Source organism: Streptomyces sp. NPDC050658, assembly GCF_044457025.1.
Lineage (GTDB): Bacteria > Actinomycetota > Actinomycetes > Streptomycetales > Streptomycetaceae > Streptomyces.
This window is the reverse complement of sequence record NZ_JBITGM010000007.1, coordinates 63,053-79,328: the sequence shown is the minus strand read 5'-3', so window position 1 is coordinate 79,328 and position 16,276 is coordinate 63,053. Positions and strand designations below refer to the sequence as shown.

Below are 16,276 nucleotides of genomic sequence, written 5' to 3'. Positions count from 1 at the left end.
CGGCACGGCCGCGGCTCACTTGGCGCGGTCCTCGCCGAGGGTGTGCGCCACGAGGGCGTTGGCGTGTCCGTGCCCCAGGCCGTGCTCGGACTTGAGCCAGCCGACCAGCTCCATGTGCTTGGTCAGGGGCGAGGACCGGATGAGCCCCTGCCACTCGGAGATGGGGCGGCCGTACTTCTTCTCGATGGAGGGGAAGTAGGCGGCGGGGCCCTTGGCGGCGGTGCTCATGATGACGATGTCCCGTCTGTCGTGGTGATGTCGCAGGCCATGGTGGTGTCGCAGGTAAGACGGGCGGGGGCGGGAAAAGTCATCGGTGGTCGCCCTGCCGATCCCCTGTCGATCGAATGGCGGGCCGTCGGCGGCGGGACTAGCCTTGTTCCAGTGAACGCATCCGTTCACTGCCGGGCTCACGGCGAACGCCGCTGCCGGGCTTGAGGCGTAGGCAATCCCATGACGGGCGCTCGATCCACACCCTCGGAGTCTGCCGAATCCCCGGAGCGGGGACGGGGCAGCGGTATCGCGCTTCTCGTGATCGCCTCGTGTCAGCTGATGGTGGTCCTCGACATCACCATCGTGAACATCGCCCTCCCGCACATCCAGACCTCGCTCGGCTTCTCGACCGAGAACCTGTCCTGGGTGATCAACGCCTACACGCTGACCTTCGGCGGACTGCTGCTGCTCGGCGGCCGGCTCGGCGACATCCTCGGTCGGCGCAGGGTGTTCATGTTCGGCGTCCTGCTCTTCGTGTTCGCCTCACTGCTCGGCGGACTCTCCCAGGAGTCCTGGCAGTTGCTCGCGGCACGCTCCCTGCAAGGCGTCGGCGGCGCGATCGCCTCGCCCACCGCCCTCTCGCTGATCACCACGACCTTCCGCGAAGGACCCGAGCGGAACAGGGCGTTCGGCGTGTTCGCCGCCGTCTCCGCCGGCGGCAGCGCGATCGGGCTGCTCGCGGGCGGACTGCTCGTGGAGTGGCTCGACTGGCGGTGGGTCCTCTTCGTCAACATCCCCATCGGGCTGCTCATCGTGGCCGCCACGCCCCGCCACATCCGGGAGTCCGAGCGGCACCCCGGACACTTCGACATCCTCGGCGCGCTCACCTCCACGGTCGGCATGGTGCTGCTCGTCTACGGCTTCATCCGGGCCTCCGAGGACGGCTGGAGCGACACCCTGACCATCTCGGCCTTTGTGGCCGCCGTACTGCTCCTCGGCGTGTTCCTCGCCGTCGAGCGGCGGTCGAGGCAGCCCATCACCCCGCTGTGGATGTTCCGCGACCGCAACCGCGCCGGTGTCTACGGCATGATGCTGAGCCTGGCCGCCGCGATGTTCGGCATGTTCTTCTTCCTGACGCTTTTCGTGCAGAACATCCTGGACTTCAGCCCGTTGCGGGCCGGGCTCGCCTTCCTGCCGGTGAGCGCGATCATCGCGGTCGGCGCGGGGCTCGCCTCGCAGTTCCTGCCCAAGTGGGGTCCCAAGCCGTTCATGGTGGTGGGCGCGATCCTGGCCGCCGTGGGGCTCGGCTGGCTGACGATGACCGATGTCGACAGCACGTACGTGGGCAGCCTGCTCGGTCCTGTCCTCGTCTTCGGCTTCGGCATGGGCATGCAGTTCGTCTCCCTTACGCTGATGGCCGTGTCCGGGGTGGAGCCGCACGAGGCCGGCGCCGCCTCCGGGATCCTCAACGCCACGCAGCAGGTGGGCGGTTCGCTCGGCCTGTCCGTCCTGGTCACCGTCTTCGGCACGGCCAGCCGCAACGAGGCCACCGACCAGGTGCCGCGGTTCCTCGCGGAGGCCGGCCCCGCCCAGATCGTGGAGTTCCGCAGGACCGGCCAGCTGCCGGGGCGCTGGGGCGACGAGGTCCTCGCCTCGGGCATCTCCAGCTCGTTCATCGCCGCCGCCGTCTTCGCGCTCGTCGCCGCGCTGATCGCCCTGTTCGTCATCCAGGTGCGCCCGGACGACCTGGAACGGCTCAAGGGCAACGGGGCGGGGCCGTTCGCGCAGTCCGGGGAGGAACCGGCGGCCGAGCGCAAGGACCCTGCGTGAAAATGCGCAGCACCATGGCCTGATTCCCTTTCCCCGTACGCCGGTTGGGGCGTGACGGACGTAACATGACCGGACGTCGGGGGCGACGTGCGGGTGGGGGCGGTACGGGGCAGGGACGCATGGAGAGGGCGTGGAGACGAACACGGACTACCGCCTGCTGGGACCGGTCGAGGCGTGGCGCGCGGGCCGCAGGCTCGACCTCGGTGGACCCAAGCCCCGCGCGCTGCTCGCCGCGCTGCTCCTCGAACCCGGACGCGTCGTGTCCGTCGACGCGCTCATCGACGCCATCTGGGGCGAGCACCCGCCGGACACGGCGCGTTCCCTGATCCAGTCGTACGTCTCCGCGCTGCGCCGCGCGCTGTCCGCCGACGCCATCGAGACCAGGCCGCCCGGCTATCTGATCCACGCGGACACCGCCCTGGTCGACCGCGCCGCGTTCGAGCGACTGACAACCCGCGGCCGGCAGGCCGCCGCCGCGGGCGACCACCCCGCGGCCGCCCGGCTGCTGGGAGAGGCCCTCGCCCTGTGGCGCGGCCCCGCGCTCGGCGGGATCGGCGAGACCCTGCGGGCCATGGCCGACCAGCTCGACGAGGCGCGGCAGACCGCCCTGGAGGAGCGCATCGCCGCCGAGCTGTCCGAGGCGGGCCGCGAGACGGAACTGGTCGCCGAGCTGACCGCCCTGGTGGCCACGCACCCCACGCGCGAGCGGCTGCGGAGCCAGCTGATGCTCACCCTCTACCGGTTGGGCCGCCAGGCGGACGCACTCGCCGTGTACGTGGAGGGCCGCGACGTCCTCGCGGGGGAGCTGGGCATCGATCCGGGGCCCGATCTGCGGCACATGTACGAGTCGATCCTGCGCGCGGACGCCGAGCTGCTGCCGGGCGCGGGAACCCCGCCGGAACCCGAGGACGCGGCCCCGGCGCCCACCCCGCCGCCGGCCCTGCTGCCGCCGGTCATCGGCGACTTCACCGGACGCTACCGGCAGCTCTCTGAGGTGCGGGCCGCCCTCGCCGGGCCCCGCGAGGCCACGCCCGTCGTCGTCGTGTCGGGCACCGGCGGCGTCGGCAAGTCCACCCTCTCCGTCAAGGCCGCGCATCAGGTGGCCGACGTGTACCCGGACGGCCAGCTCTACGCCGAACTGCGGGGCTCCACCGACCCGGTGGCACCCGCCGAGGTCCTCGGCCGGCTGCTGCGGGCGCTGGGCGCCGATCCGCCGGACGGGGACGCGGAGCGCCGGGACCTGTTCCGCAGCATGGTCGCGGGGCGCCGGTTCCTGCTCGTCCTGGACGACGCGGGCAGCGAGTCGCAGGTCCGTCCGCTGCTGCCGGGGAGCGCCAGCTGCGGGGTGCTGATCACGGCACGGGCGCGGCTCGGGGCGCTGCCCTGCACCCACCGGGCCGAACTGGAGGTGTTCGACACCGGGCCGGGCATCCAGCTCCTGGCCCGTGTCGCGGGGGAGCGGCGGGTGCGGGACGAGCCGGACGCCGCCCGGCGCATCGTCGAGCTGTGCGGCGGCCTTCCGCTTGCCATCCGGATCGCCGGGGCCCGGCTCGCCACCCAGCGGCACTGGACGCCGCGGATGCTCGCGGGACGGCTCGCCGACGAGCGCCACCGGCTCGACGAACTCGCCGTCGGTGACCTGGAGGTGCGGGCCGGTCTCGGGCTCAGCTACCGGGCGCTGGACGTCCCCGCGCGCACCGCCCTGCGCCGCATCGGCCTGCTCGCCGCGTCCGACGTCCCGGCCTGGGTGGTGGCCGCGCTCCTGGACATCCCGGAAGCCGCCGCGGACCGCGTCGTGGAACAGCTCGTCGACGCCCAACTGCTGCACTGCACAGGCGTCGACCGGGTGGGACAGGCCCGCTTCAGGCCGCACGACCTGGTGCGCGTGTACGCCGCCGAACGCGCCGACGCCGAGGACCCGCCCGCCGAGCGGACCGCGGCGGTCGCCCGCGCGCTCGGCGCCTGGCTCTGGCTGACCGGCCGGGTCGCCTCCGTCACCCCGTCCGGGGCGGTCGAGCTGCACCGGCGGCTGCTGGACGGCGGCGGGGAGATGTGCGGGGCGGTCGGCCACGTCGTACGGCCCATCGGGCCCGAGGCCACCCGGCGCGCGCTCGCCGACCCGGCCGCCTGGTTCGACGCGGAGGCCGACGCCATCGCCGCCGCCGTGGAACGCGCGGCCGCCCTGGACCTGCACACCCTGGCCTGCGAGGCCGCGTCCGCGCTCTGCTCGTCGGTGTACACCGTCGGCAACCGCTTCGAGGCCTGGTGGCGTACGCACGACGCGGCCCTCGCCGCCGCCCGCCGCGCCGAAGACCAGGGCGGAGAAGCCCTGTTGCTGATCGGGCTCGGCCAACTCCGCTACGAACAGGACCGGTTCGACGACTCCCAGCGCTACTTCCGGCAGGCCGCCGGGCTCTGCGACGAACTCGGCGACAGCTGGGGCCGCGCCGCCGCGTACGCGGGACTCGGCAGCGCGCTGCGGGAAGCGGGCAGCCTGCGCGCCGCGCAGGACGTCCTCGCCGAAGCGGTCGACGGCTTCCGCCGGATCCACGACGACCCGGGCCTCGGCCTGTCCTGCCGCTACGCCGGATCCGTACGGCTGGAACTCGGCGACCACACCGCCGCCCGCACCCTCCTCGACGAGTCGCTGCTCGCCTACCGCAGACTCGGCAGCCGCCGCGGCGAGGCGCTCACCCTGCGCTCCATCAGCCTCGTGCACCGGGCGCTCGGCGAATACGCGGACGCGGCGGACCTCGCCGGGCGCGCGGTGGACCTCCTGAGCACCCTCCAGGACCCGCTGATGTCCGCGTACGCCATGCAGGCCCGCGCCAAGTCCCTGGTCCGGCTGGGCCATTGGACCGAAGCGGAGGACGAGATCCGCGATGTACTGGAGGTCTGCCGCGCCCACCGGGACCGCTTCGGCGAGGCACTGGCCCTGCGCACCCTCGGCGAGTGCGAACTGGCGGCGGGCCGCGTCCACGCCGCCGAACGCAGCCTGGCCGAGGCGGCCGACCGCTGGGACGCCCTCGGCCTGCCGCTGCCCCGCGCCCGCACCCTGCGCGATCTCGCCGCGACGCGGGTCGCGGTCGGCGACCGGGCGGGAGCGGACGCGCTGCGCGCCGAGGCACGGGAGGTCTTCATGGCGTACGAGGCACGGGAACGGGACGAGCCATGGCTCTGAGAGACCTTGACAACAAACCTGGCGGCCCGGCGCATTCCACTTGCCGTGGATTTACAGAGAACTTGCAGCGGCCTGCGCCAAGCTGGTCATGTCGGCGGGCGGCAACCCGCCGGTGCAACGGGGGAACAGGGAAAAACAACGGGGGACTCAGCGGAATTCGACGGGGGTTGACGGGGGAAGGCCACTGATGCCTCGTACGGTCCACATCGCCGGCGTCGTCGGGGGTGTGGACCGTTTCCCGTGCAACGGCCCCGCCAGGAACGAGGAGGGGACTCCGGGGGGGGGCGGCAGCCCGCCCCCGGAGCTGTGCCCGTCGCCGTCGCCATGAAGGGCCAGCATGCCGCCGATCATCCTCATGAACGATCCGAGAGTCGTCGACATCCCGGTCCAGGAATGCGGTGAGCCCCTCGTCGACCTGCGCCAACTGCCCTTCCTCGCCGTCGACGAACGGCTCGCCGACCCGGCGGGCGCCTACGCCCACCTGCGCGAGGGCGTCGCCTGGCGCCTCGCCCGCGCGGCCCGGCTGCTGCCGGACGGCCTGCGCCTGCTGGTCACCGAGGGCTACCGTCCGCTCGCGCTGCAGATCAAGTACTTCGACGAGTACGCCGCCGAGTTGCGCAAGGACCACCCCGACTGGTCCGAGGCGTATCTGCACCGCCAGACGAGCCGCTCCCTCTCGCCTCCGGAAGTGGGCCCGCACGTCGCGGGCGCCGCGGTCGACCTCACCCTGTGCACGGCCTCCGGCGCCGAACTCGACCTCGGCACACCGGTGAACGCCAGCCCCGAGGAGAGCGACGGCGCCTGCTACATGGACGTCGACTCGATCTCCGGCGCCGCCCGCCGCAACCGCCGCACCCTCACCGCGGCCCTGGCCACGGCGGGCCTGGTCAACTACCCCACCGAGTGGTGGCACTGGTCCTACGGCGACCGCTACTGGGCCCTCGCGACCGACGCCCCCAAGGCCCTCTACGGACCCCTGGAGTTCGAGGGCCGGTGACGTCTGCCCCTCGAATCGAGTCAACCTCGAGTCGGGTCGGCGCGTTGTGCGACTACCGGACCGGCCAGTGGGGATAGTGCTCCTGTCCGCCACCATGTGATCGTCGGCAAATGAGACCCGATCACGCCGGAAGAACGGAAGGGAGCAACGATGCACGCCGACCTGATCAAGGTCCCCGGCTATGTCGCCGGCACCTGGCTGATCGACCAGGCCCACTCCGACGTAGGCCTCCTCATACGACACCTCATGATCAGCAAGGTGCGTGGCCACTTCACCCGCTTCGAGGGCCGCATCGTCACCGCCGAGGACCCGCTGAAGTCCGAGGTGACCGCCACTGTCGACATGAGTTCGATCGACACCTCGTCCGCCCAGCGCGACGAGCACCTGCGCGACGCCGACTTCTTCGAGGTCGAGAGGTACCCCACCATGACCTACCGCTCCACCCGCATCAGACCCGACGGAGACGACTTCCTGGTCGAGGGCCATCTCACGCTCAAGGGCGTCACGCGGCCCGTACCGCTGCGGATGGAGGTCAACGGCTTCGCCGTCGATCCCTACGGCCCCGATCCGGGTACGGGGGCGCGCGCCGGGTTCTCCGTCACCGGCGAGATCAACCGCATGGACTTCGACGTCACCTACAACGGCCCGATCCCCGGCGGCGGCGCGGCGCTCGGGGAGAAGGTACAGATCGTCATGGAGATCGAGGCCGTGCTGCAGCCCGGATAGCACCGGGTCCGGCGGTCATCGGGGCCGGGGAGCTTGTGCGCCGGGCGGGCGAAGCCGGTCGGCGCGGCAACAAATTGTGCGGAACTGCGGTCAGCAGCCGCGCTATTGTGGTCCGGCAGCTCCCTCTGGGCTGTCGAGCTCGCGCGCGCGTGAGCGGTTCGGTCAGGCTGCGGCTCCCCTCGGCTGTGCCTCCTGATTCCTGGGTGTGAGTGCGGTGTGACTGAGCAGCACGGAGTCGAATCAGAGCTGGTCGACCTCAGCGGCGTCAGCCCGGCCGACGCCCGTACGCTGGATGCCGCACTCGTCGAGGCCTCGATGCAGCGACTCCTGAGCCGCATCGATGATCCGGCGGGCAGCATGGGCGGCTACAACCCACAGCGGGACGAGTAGCCCCGCAAGGCCTGGAGCCGTCATGCACGTCGAAACGCAACCCCACCGCGTGGCCCACAAGCCCTACGGCGATCTGCTCTCCGGCGCGTGCGGCCCGGACGCGGTGGCATCGCTGCGCGCCGCCGAGCGCAGCTGGCGCCTGCTGCTCCTGCGGGCGCTCATCGACGCCGCAGACGGCATCCCGACCGCACCCCTGGCACCCCTCGACGACGGCTGGGCACTCCTCACCCGCGCCTGGGAAGCGGACCCCGAGCCGGTGGAACGCCTGCTCCTCTACCCGACGGTGGGCACCTGGGCCGCCCACGCGCTGCGTCGCGTCCGCGGCGCCGTGCCGGGCGACTCTCCCCTGTGGGCGGAGCTCGGCCGACTGCACGCCGTGGCCGCGTCCGCCGCGGTCCTCGCGGGAGTGGACTTCCGGACCAGCGTCCCGGTGCGCGACGGCTGGGTGGTGCTGCCGATGCTGGGCGGCGCGCGCGTGCCGGAACCCGCCCCGGACGGCACCGCCGAGGTCTTTGCCGACGCGGGCATGGTGCACGTCGCAGGCGTACGGCAGAACGGCCCCGGCTGGTTCCCCCTGCGGGAGTTGCGCGCCGACGGCTGCGCCCTCCTGCTCGACGACCTCGACCCCTACCGCGCCCTGCGCGCCCCCCGGCCGCCCGAGCCGCTGCCGACCGCCGACCGCTGGTCCGCGCTGTTCGCCGAGGCCTGGGAACTGCTCGCCGACGACGACCCGGAAGCGGCACGGGCCGCGGCCGGGGGCCTGCGCTCGGTGGTGCCACGCCCGCGCGCGGAGCGCTACCGTCCGCACAGTGCCTCGTCCGGCGACGCGTTCGGCGCGGTGCTCGCCTCGGAGCCCGACGACGCGGAGCAGCTCGCGGCGACCCTGGTGCACGAGTTCCAGCACAACAAACTCAGCGCCTTCATGCACCTGTTCACGCTCCACCACGACGGTGGCGACGAGCGGTTCTACGCGCCTTGGCGCGACGACCCCCGCCCGCTCGGGGGACTGCTCCAAGGGGTGTACGCCTTCTTCGGGGTGACCCGCTTCTGGCGGCGACGGCGCGGTCCGGGCGCCGAGTTCGAGTACGCCCTGTGGCGGGCCCAGACCGTGCGGGCCCTGCACGGAATCCGGGCCTCCGACGGACTGACCGATCTGGGCCGGAAGCTGGTCGACGAGCTGACCGGCCGGCTCACCGCCTGGCAGGACGAGCCGGTGCACGGGACGGCACGGGACGCGGCGCGCCTTGCCGCCACCGACCACCACGCGACCTGGCGGGCCCATCACGTCGTTCCGGACCGGGCTGAGGTCAAGCGAGCCGCCAGGGCGTACGCCGAACGGAGCGGCCCCGTCCGGTTGCCGCGCGGCGCCGACGTGATCGTCGCGGGCGCGCCGCGCCGCGGCCTCGACACGCGGGCCGTGCTGCTGCGCCGGCTGCTCGACGCCCCCGAAGGGCTGCACGCGCTGAGCGCGGCTCCGGGAGCGGTCGTCGAGGGTGCGCATCCGGAGGACGTCGCACTGGTCACCGGCGACATCGACCGGGCCAGGCGACGGTTCGAGCGCCGGGTGCGGGAGGGCGACGCGAGCCCCGACGCGTGGGTCGGTCTGGGGCTTGCCCTGCGGGCCGAGAGCCACCCGGCGGCCGAAGTCCTGCTGGCCCGGCTGGAGTTCGTGATGGCAGTGCACGCGGCCGTGGGCGGCGGCGACCCCGTGCGCCTCGCGTCCGCGTTCCGCTCTTGACATTCCTGATGCCTCCTGACGCCTCCTGAGGTCTCTTGAAGGCTCCCGGGCGGCTACAACGGCAGCGGGTCGATGTAGCAGTTGGCGCGCGTCCAGTCGGCCAGGTTCGTCGTCGCCGGATGCAGGTCGCCCAACTGCGTGCGCAACTCCTCCAGGATCGAGCTGTGCAGCGCGTCGCACTCGTCGCGCCGCTGCAGCGCGTGCAGATCGAGCGCCCGGTTCGCGGCGGTGCTGAGCGTCGACGGATGCACCGGACCGAGCACCTCCGTGCACCGCTCCAGCGTCGCCGTGCCCAGTTCCAGCGCCTCCTCGTACCGTTCGAGAGCCGCCAGATCACTCGCCTGGTTCGTCGCCACGACCAAGGTCAGCGGATGCCGCTCGCCCAGCTTCTCGGTCAGCGCGGCATGCGCGCGCACATCCAGCTCGTACGCCTCCTGCGGCTGCCCGTCGAGCCGCAGGGTGATCGCCAGATTGGCCTCCGCCGACACCGTGTGCGGATGCTGAGGACCGAAGATGCGCCGGTAGCGCCGACAGCACGCGTCGGAGAGTTCCCGCGCCCGGTCCAGCTGCCCGTCGTGGCGCAGGTCCACCGAGAGGCCGAGCGTCGCCTCGATGGTGTCCGGATGCTCCCTGCCGAACCGGCTGAGCATCACCTCGAGCACCTCCTCCGACACCTCGAGCGCCGCATGGTGGTCACCGGCCTTGCGCCGGGCCACCGCGAGGACGCGCTTGGCGTGCAGGGCCGCCGGGGTGTCGGACCGCAACTGGCGCTCGTACTGGGCGACGACCTCCTCCTGCCGGTCGCGGGCCAGGGCGTACCGGCCCAGTTCCCGCTCGTCGATCGTCAGGCCGACCTGGGTCAGGAGCGTCAGTGCGTGGTCGGTGCCGAAGAGGGTCTGCTTCAGCTCCCAGGTGGTGCGGTCGAGTTCGTACGCGTCCTGGAAGCGGCCGACGAGGCGCAGACAGACGCCCAGGTTGTGTGCGGCGTTGATGGTCACCGGGTCGTCCTGGCCGAACGCCGCCGTCGCCTGCTCGTACACCCGCTGCGTCAGCGCGAGCGCCTCGTCGAAGTCCCCCTTGACCCGCAGATCGGCGGCGACCGCGCCCATGGCGTCCAGATGGCTCTCGCGGGTCTCGGACACCGGGACGGGGGACGGCTGCTGGGCCGTCTCGTAGGCCTTCAGCGTCTCCTTGTTGAGTTCGGCGGCCTCCTGGTAGTGCCCCATGCTGAACAAGATCCAGCCGAGCCAGAACGCCAGGGTCAGCGTCTTCTCGTCCTGCCGGCCGAACAGCTCACGGGCCGCCGCGTACGCCTCCCCGGTGAAGCCCAGGGCGCTCTCGTGATCGCCCCAGCGCTGGAGATACTTGGCGATGTTGACCACAAGATTGTGCACCCACGGATCGGTGGAGCGGACGGCTCCGGCGGCCACGGCGTGCGGATAGAGCACCGCATAGCGGTTCCAGGTCAGGTTGGACTCGGGATTGCGCGGATCGGCCGATGCGAGCAGCAGCTGCGCGCCGCGTTTCATCTGCTCCTGCTGCAACGGCGTCATGCGGTTGATCAGGACCGCCTGCACGAGCCGGTGGATCAGCAGGGAGTTGGTCCGCAGGTCCACCCGCGCCAGCGAGTACCGCTTGATCTCCCGGACGGCCCGGCTCAGCCGCAGCGGATCGGCGAGCGCCGCGTCCAGCTGCGGGGCGATGGAGCTGCGGTGCACATGGGAGAACAGATCGCGCGGAATCGGCTCGGGGGCGAGGAACGCGCAGACCTGGAGGAGCTGGATCGCCTCGGGGTTGGTCTGCTCGACATGGTCGAGGGACACATTCCAGGCGGTGGCGATCGACTGCTGGTAGGCGTAGGGCGCGGACTCGAAGAGCAGCTCGCTGCGTTTCTCCTTGAACAGCCGCAGATACTCCTGGACCGGCATCCCCGTCTCGGCCCGCCAGGCGGCGGCCTGCTCGATGGCGAGCGGCAGATCGCCGAGCGCCTCCGCGAGCAGGTCGGCGTCCTCGTGCGAGAGTTCCGGGCCGCGCCGGTTGAGCAGTTTGATGCTCTCGTCGCGGTCGAAGACGTCCACTTCCAGACAGCGCGCCACATTGTCCCAGTGCGGATTGCGCGAGGTCACGACAACCGTGCCGAGGCGGGAGTTGGGCAGGAACGGCGCCAGGGTCTCGGCGTTCTCGGCGTTGTCGAAGACGAGCAGCCAGCGGCTGTACGGTTCGCCGCGGCGCAGCGCGTCGAGGACGGCGGGCACCGTGCTGCTCGCGTCGGAGCCCTGGCTGATGCCGAGCCGGGCGGCCAGCTGGGCCAGGGCGTTGACGATGCCGGAGGTGTGCTCGCTGGAGATCCAGCAGATCAGGTCGTACGAGGCCTGGTGCCGGTAGACGTACTCGACGGCGAGCTGGGACTTTCCGATGCCGCCGAGTCCGTACATGGCCTCCGGCAGGACGGCCGCCGTGCCGCCGTTGTCCAGGCGTTCGGCCAGCTCGGCCAGGAGCTGCTCGCGGCCGGTGAAGTTCGGGTTGCGCGGGGGTACGTTCTCCCAGACCACCGGGGTCGAGGCCGCGCTGCGGGGCGGCTGCGGATCCCGAGGCGGGTTCCCCGACGGGACGGGCACATTGGTCATGGATCCCCCTCGGGCTAGGTCGCCGGTGATGGCCGCCGCCGCGTACGGCTCGCTGTGCCAGTGCTCCAAGGCGTGGTCCAGGAGCCGGGCGCGCTCCTGGTAGGGGCCCGCCAGTGCCCGCAAAGCCAGCTGCTCGATGCGCAGGAGACGGGCGTTGGCGGCGGTCACCTCGGGGATGGGCACGGCCTTGGGCGAGGCGACCACCGCCTTGAAGTATCCGCCGCGCGGCCGGTGCCGTGCCGCCGCGGGGACGAGGTCGTCCAGGGCGAGCAGCACGCGCTGCGTGTCGGTGCGCCGCGCCCCGTCGAGCAGCAGCGCGCGGCAGCCGTCGACCATGTCGAAGCCGCCGGACCCGTAGGGCGCGGGCGCGAGCAGGCCGAACGCCATGAGTTCGGCCAGATCGGCGGGCCCGGCGCCGGGTGCGAAGCGCTCTCGCAGGGCCTGGATGACCGGGAGCGTCAGCGGGGCCGCCGCGAGCAGTGAGGCCAGGGCCGATCCGGCGGCCGAGCAGCCCGCCCGGTAGGCGGCGATGCGGGCCGCCGGATCGGCGGGGGGCTCCAGGCCCGCCCCGGCCGTCGGCTGCCCGTGGCGCGGTTCGGGCCCGCCTCGATCGTCGGCCGGCGGAATCGTGTGCGCGAGAAGCTCCGTCCACCCATGGGCCGCCCCGGTCAGCCACCGGGCCCAGCGGGCCGGCCAGCGGCCGCGCGACGGGAGCAGCGGGAGAGGAACCGTTCCGCCCGGCAGCGGAGTTTCCTGCGGGGCGAGGGCGTTGTCGCCCACGAGGATGCCGGGCGGCTCGTGTGCGGCGCGGCCGGGAGCGGCGAGGCGGATCCGCCGCGACGGCAGACCGGACCGGGGCCACAGCCGCTGCGGCAGCAGGTGCAGACAGGCCACCGGATGCCGGGCCGCCCAGCGTGCGACGGCCGTCTGGGCGGTGCCGTCCCGCCATGCCTGGGCGAGGCCGTCGGTGACGACGAGGATCAGCCGGTCGCGACCACCGGCGGGGAAGCGGCCGTTCGGTCGCACCGGGTCCAGGGTGCAGTCCCAGACGAACTCCGTGACACGCAGGCCCCGTCGGCGCCCCAGCGTGTCGCGCAGCCGGGACGTCACCGGCTGCCAGAGGGCCATCTCCGGGGCGGTGTCGAGCACCAGGCTGACATCCCGGCCGCGGTCGGCGCGGCCGAGCCTGGACAGGCCACGTGTGAGGGTGTCCCAGTCCGGCTCGTCCGAAGCCGACCGGCCGGGCGGCGGACCGGGCGCGGCGCCCACCGGCCGCCCGAGCACGGCGCCGTCGAGCCGGTCCAGCAGCCGCGGGTCGTTCATGGCGTGCCTGGAGCGTGCGCCCGCAACAGCTCCACCAGCCGTGCCGCGACGGCCTCCGGCGACTGCTCCGGCGGCCACGGAGCCGCGGCGGCCAGCGTGACCGCGTCGAGCACCTGACCGGCGGTCAGCTGACCCAGTGCATGCGGATCGGCCGACCACGCCTCGGCCAACTCCGCGACCAGGGCGAGCAGTCGCGGATCGGAGCTGTCCGTGATCCCGGCCCGCGTCCGCACCAGCGCGGTGAGGTCCTCGACGGTCGGCACCGGATGCTCCCAGTGCAGACACCCCGCGAGGAACTCCGCGGGGAGCGCCTGGCCGCGTCCCGCGGTGATCACCGTGACCGGCGGCTCATGACAGGCGACGACACCTTCCGGCACCGGAGCCGTCACCCCCGGATCGTCCGCCGTGACGGTGGCGGAGTCCTCGTCGGCCAGCTCCGGGATGTCGAAGCCGCCGCGCAGCAGCGCCGCGCGGAGCTCCAGCGGCAGATCGAAGTCGCCGCGGTCGAGTCCCTCGACGAGCAGCACGCGCGGCCTGCCGTACGGCAGCAGGGCCGTGCCCACCGGACCGAGCCGCACTCGCGGGACGCCCTCCACGACACGCGCCCTGTACAGCGCTCCTCGCAGGTGCGACGCGCCGGTCACCGTCCAGTGCAGAACGCGGCCGAGCCCCAGCTCCCGGGCCACCCGGAAGGCGACCGCGGAGCGGCCCACCCCGGACGGGCCCGTGACGAGCAGCGGCTTGCGCAGCAGGAGCGCCGCGTTCACGGCGGCCGCCTCGCCGGTCGTGGCCGCAGGCACCCACGGGACCGGGTTCGCCGCGCCGAGCCTGCGGTCGGCCTCCGCCTCGTCGTCGGGCGGCGGCGGCAGATCCGGGCCGCCGCGGTAGGTGCGCCAGGGCGGCGGGGCGGGCAGTACGGCGGGCGGCCGGTGCGGCAGGCCCGTGCCGCGGTACGGACCGGGGCCGGTGACGGTGCCCGCCGTGGGTCCGGCACTGCGTGGCGAGTTCACGAAGCCGCTCCGTAAATCAGCTCGGGTAGCCCGTCCGGCGTGTCGTAGATGATGACGATCTGCCGATGCCAGCCGACGGTCTCGGGCCGGGCGGTGCCGCCGTCCCCGCCATCATCCCGACCGAACTCCCGTACGTCGAGGCCGCCTTCGGTCATGATGCGGGTGAACAGCAGGGAGAAATCGGGCTGTGCCCGCTCGTCGTGCCGCCACATCACCAGCGGCACGCCGTGCCGCAGAGCCTGCGCGACGTCCTTGCGGCCCTCGGCGGAACTGGGCTTGTGCGCGAGGACGAGACCGGCCACCGGCTCGTCGCCCTCGAACTCGCTGCCGTCCGCGCTGAGCGCCCTGACCTGCTGGAGCAGCCGCCCCGCCTCCGGCTGGCCGCTGAGCGGGCGCCAGCGCTCCCGCCAGGTCCGGCACCAGGGGGGATGCCGCATACGGTCACGGCTGTGCACGATCACCGGGAACATGACGCCGAACTCCGGGAGGCCGCCACGCCGGATGAGGGTGTCCGGGTGGTCGATGAGGTCCAGAGGCAGTACGTACTCGACGTCGATGCGCTCCGGGGGCACTCCGTAGTCCCGCCGCAGCCGCTCCCGCGCCAGTTCGACCCGAGCGAGCAGATCGGCGAGGCGGATGCTCCGTTCGCTGTGCGGCAGGGGCAGCCGCCGCCAGCCGCCGGGGGCAGGACGGCAGCGGAAGTAGAAGGAGACCGCCCAGTCGTCCGGGTCGTTGCCGGGATCGGGCTCCAGCTCGACCAGGAGTTTCGCCGAGGTGGCGGGCTGCACCGGCGTCTTGACGAGACTGGCCCGCAGGGCGTCCACCTGGTCCTGGTATCCGGTCCGGCGGCCCGTCCGGGGGCGGGCGGCGTACGGCAGCAGGCCCTGCCGGGCAGTCTCCAGGCGCAGTGCCCAGGCACGGCTGTACGCCTGGATCTCCCCGGCGGTCGCACCGCCGACCGCGCTGGCGACGAGTTCCAGGAAGTGCACGGCGGGCGGCAGCCCTTCGGAGGGCATATTGCTCCCCGCGAGGTTCACGAACGCCTTCCACAGGCCGTCGCAGTGGGCGGGCATGCCCTCGCTCAGCGCGCGGGTGGCGCGCGCGTAGAGCGCCGACACCGGTATGCCGTTGAGGTCCGAGGCGTACAACTTGGTGAGGGAGGACCGCAGTTGGACCCAGCCCTCCGCGCCCATCTGCCGCAGCGCCTCCAACTCGTCCGCCCGGAAGCGCAGTCCGGCGGCGACTGCCCGGTCGCCGGGATGGGCATCCGCGTACACCGAGACGAGATCGCTCATCCCGGTCGGGCTGTCGGCGCACCGGTCGACGAGCACCGCAAGCAGCAACTCCTCGGGCAGCGCGACGCTCTCGACGTCGTCGGCCGTGTCCGGGAACAGCCGTCGCAGCAGCGCCATCCGTCGTCCGTACCCGCGCAGCGACTCGGTCTTCTCCAGGAGCGCCCGGATGTCGGCGAGGATCCGGCGCCGGTTCTGCGGCTCGCTGAACCCGCCCGCGCACTCGGTCAGCCGGTGGCGGCAGTCGGCCTGTTCCAGGAGCGCGTCCACGGGCAGGACGGTGAGCTTCCTGCGGCTGCCGTAGTCACTCTGCAGGACGACGCCGACCAGGGTGCGCCGCTGGTCGACGAGGACCGCGGCGCCGGAGATGCCGCCCCAGTCGTCGCCGGTCTCGGGGCAGTCGTCCTCCGCCACGTCCAGCGCCATCAGCCGGGACCGCGCCAGGTGCGCGGGACGGAGCCTGCCACCGCCCTGAAAGGGGTTGTGGGCGTGCGCGGCCTCATAGGTGAAGCTGGGGAACCCGAAGATCTGGAAGTCGACGATGTCCGCCTCCAGGAGCCCGAGGCGCGGCTTGGTGTCCGGTTCCGGAGGCACCCAGCCGGAGCCGGTGACGACGAGCAGCGCCGCGTCGGGCGGGGGATCCGTATGGGGCTCCACGGCCGCGCCCCACGGGGAGGTGTCGCGGCCCGCGGACTGCAGGCCGCTCCACACGATCTCGCACGGGTGCCAGGGCAGATGAGCGGCGTGCATGCCCTGACGCACCTCGACGACGAGCCCGGCGAGGTCCCCCGGCTCCTCCCCGGCCCCCTCGGGCAGCAGCACATGGGCGGCGGTGACGATCAGGTCCGCGTCGATGACCCAGCCGGAGCCGTAGCCGACCGCGCGTCCGCTGTCGTCCCGCACACTGATCTCGACGAGCCGGTCCGGCACCAGCCGTACGGAGCCCGGCACG

General features: G+C 72.9%; 10 protein-coding genes. 6 read left to right on the top strand and 4 right to left on the bottom strand.

The window, feature by feature from the left end; all coding sequences use genetic code 11:
• Positions 1–15: 15 nt before the first annotated feature.
• Positions 16–228 (bottom strand): DUF4287 domain-containing protein, encoded by a 213-nt coding sequence (locus ACIBKX_RS24385; protein ID WP_363276067.1) that lies wholly within the window; start codon positions 226–228, stop codon positions 16–18.
• Positions 229–450: 222 nt separating this feature from the next.
• Here ACIBKX_RS24385 and ACIBKX_RS24380 point away from each other — a divergent pair, with 222 nt between their 5' ends.
• The 6 genes from ACIBKX_RS24380 to ACIBKX_RS24355 all read left to right on the top strand — a co-directional run bounded on the left by ACIBKX_RS24380 (position 451) and on the right by ACIBKX_RS24355 (position 9,072).
• Positions 451–2,040: an MFS transporter gene (locus ACIBKX_RS24380; protein ID WP_363276066.1), complete on the top strand. Its 1,590-nt coding sequence runs from the start codon at positions 451–453 to the stop codon at positions 2,038–2,040.
• A gap of 130 nt (positions 2,041–2,170) precedes the next feature.
• Positions 2,171–5,221, top strand: coding sequence for a BTAD domain-containing putative transcriptional regulator (locus tag ACIBKX_RS24375; RefSeq protein WP_363276065.1), 3,051 nt, complete (start codon positions 2,171–2,173; stop codon positions 5,219–5,221).
• Positions 5,222–5,558: 337 nt separating this feature from the next.
• A complete protein-coding gene (locus tag ACIBKX_RS24370; protein ID WP_363276064.1) occupies positions 5,559–6,218 on the top strand; it encodes a M15 family metallopeptidase in 660 nt (219 codons plus the stop codon).
• A 150-nt stretch (positions 6,219–6,368) separates the two neighbouring features.
• A complete protein-coding gene (locus tag ACIBKX_RS24365; RefSeq protein WP_363276063.1) occupies positions 6,369–6,944 on the top strand; it encodes a YceI family protein in 576 nt (191 codons plus the stop codon).
• A gap of 216 nt (positions 6,945–7,160) precedes the next feature.
• Positions 7,161–7,334, top strand: coding sequence for a hypothetical protein (locus ACIBKX_RS24360; protein ID WP_363276062.1), 174 nt, complete (start codon positions 7,161–7,163; stop codon positions 7,332–7,334).
• A 22-nt stretch (positions 7,335–7,356) separates the two neighbouring features.
• The gene (locus tag ACIBKX_RS24355; protein WP_363276061.1) at positions 7,357–9,072 is read left to right on the top strand and encodes an HEXXH motif domain-containing protein; all 1,716 of its coding nucleotides are present in this window, start codon (positions 7,357–7,359) and stop codon (positions 9,070–9,072) included.
• 53 nt (positions 9,073–9,125) lie between these two features.
• Here the strand turns inward: ACIBKX_RS24355 and fxsT are convergent, their stop codons facing one another.
• From fxsT to ACIBKX_RS24340, 3 genes are read right to left on the bottom strand one after another with little or no spacing between them, the layout of a single operon-like run.
• Positions 9,126–13,022: an FxSxx-COOH system tetratricopeptide repeat protein gene (gene fxsT, locus ACIBKX_RS24350; RefSeq protein WP_363276060.1), complete on the bottom strand. Its 3,897-nt coding sequence runs from the start codon at positions 13,020–13,022 to the stop codon at positions 9,126–9,128.
• Entirely contained in the window at positions 13,019–14,032 is a 1,014-nt protein-coding gene (locus tag ACIBKX_RS24345) for a MoxR family ATPase (protein ID WP_363276059.1), read from the bottom strand. The genes fxsT and ACIBKX_RS24345 overlap by 4 nt, the downstream gene beginning before the upstream one ends.
• Entirely contained in the window at positions 14,029–16,275 is a 2,247-nt protein-coding gene (locus ACIBKX_RS24340; protein ID WP_363276058.1) for a hypothetical protein, read from the bottom strand. Before ACIBKX_RS24340 ends, ACIBKX_RS24345 begins: the two co-directional genes overlap by 4 nt.
• Position 16,276: the final 1 nt, after the last annotated feature.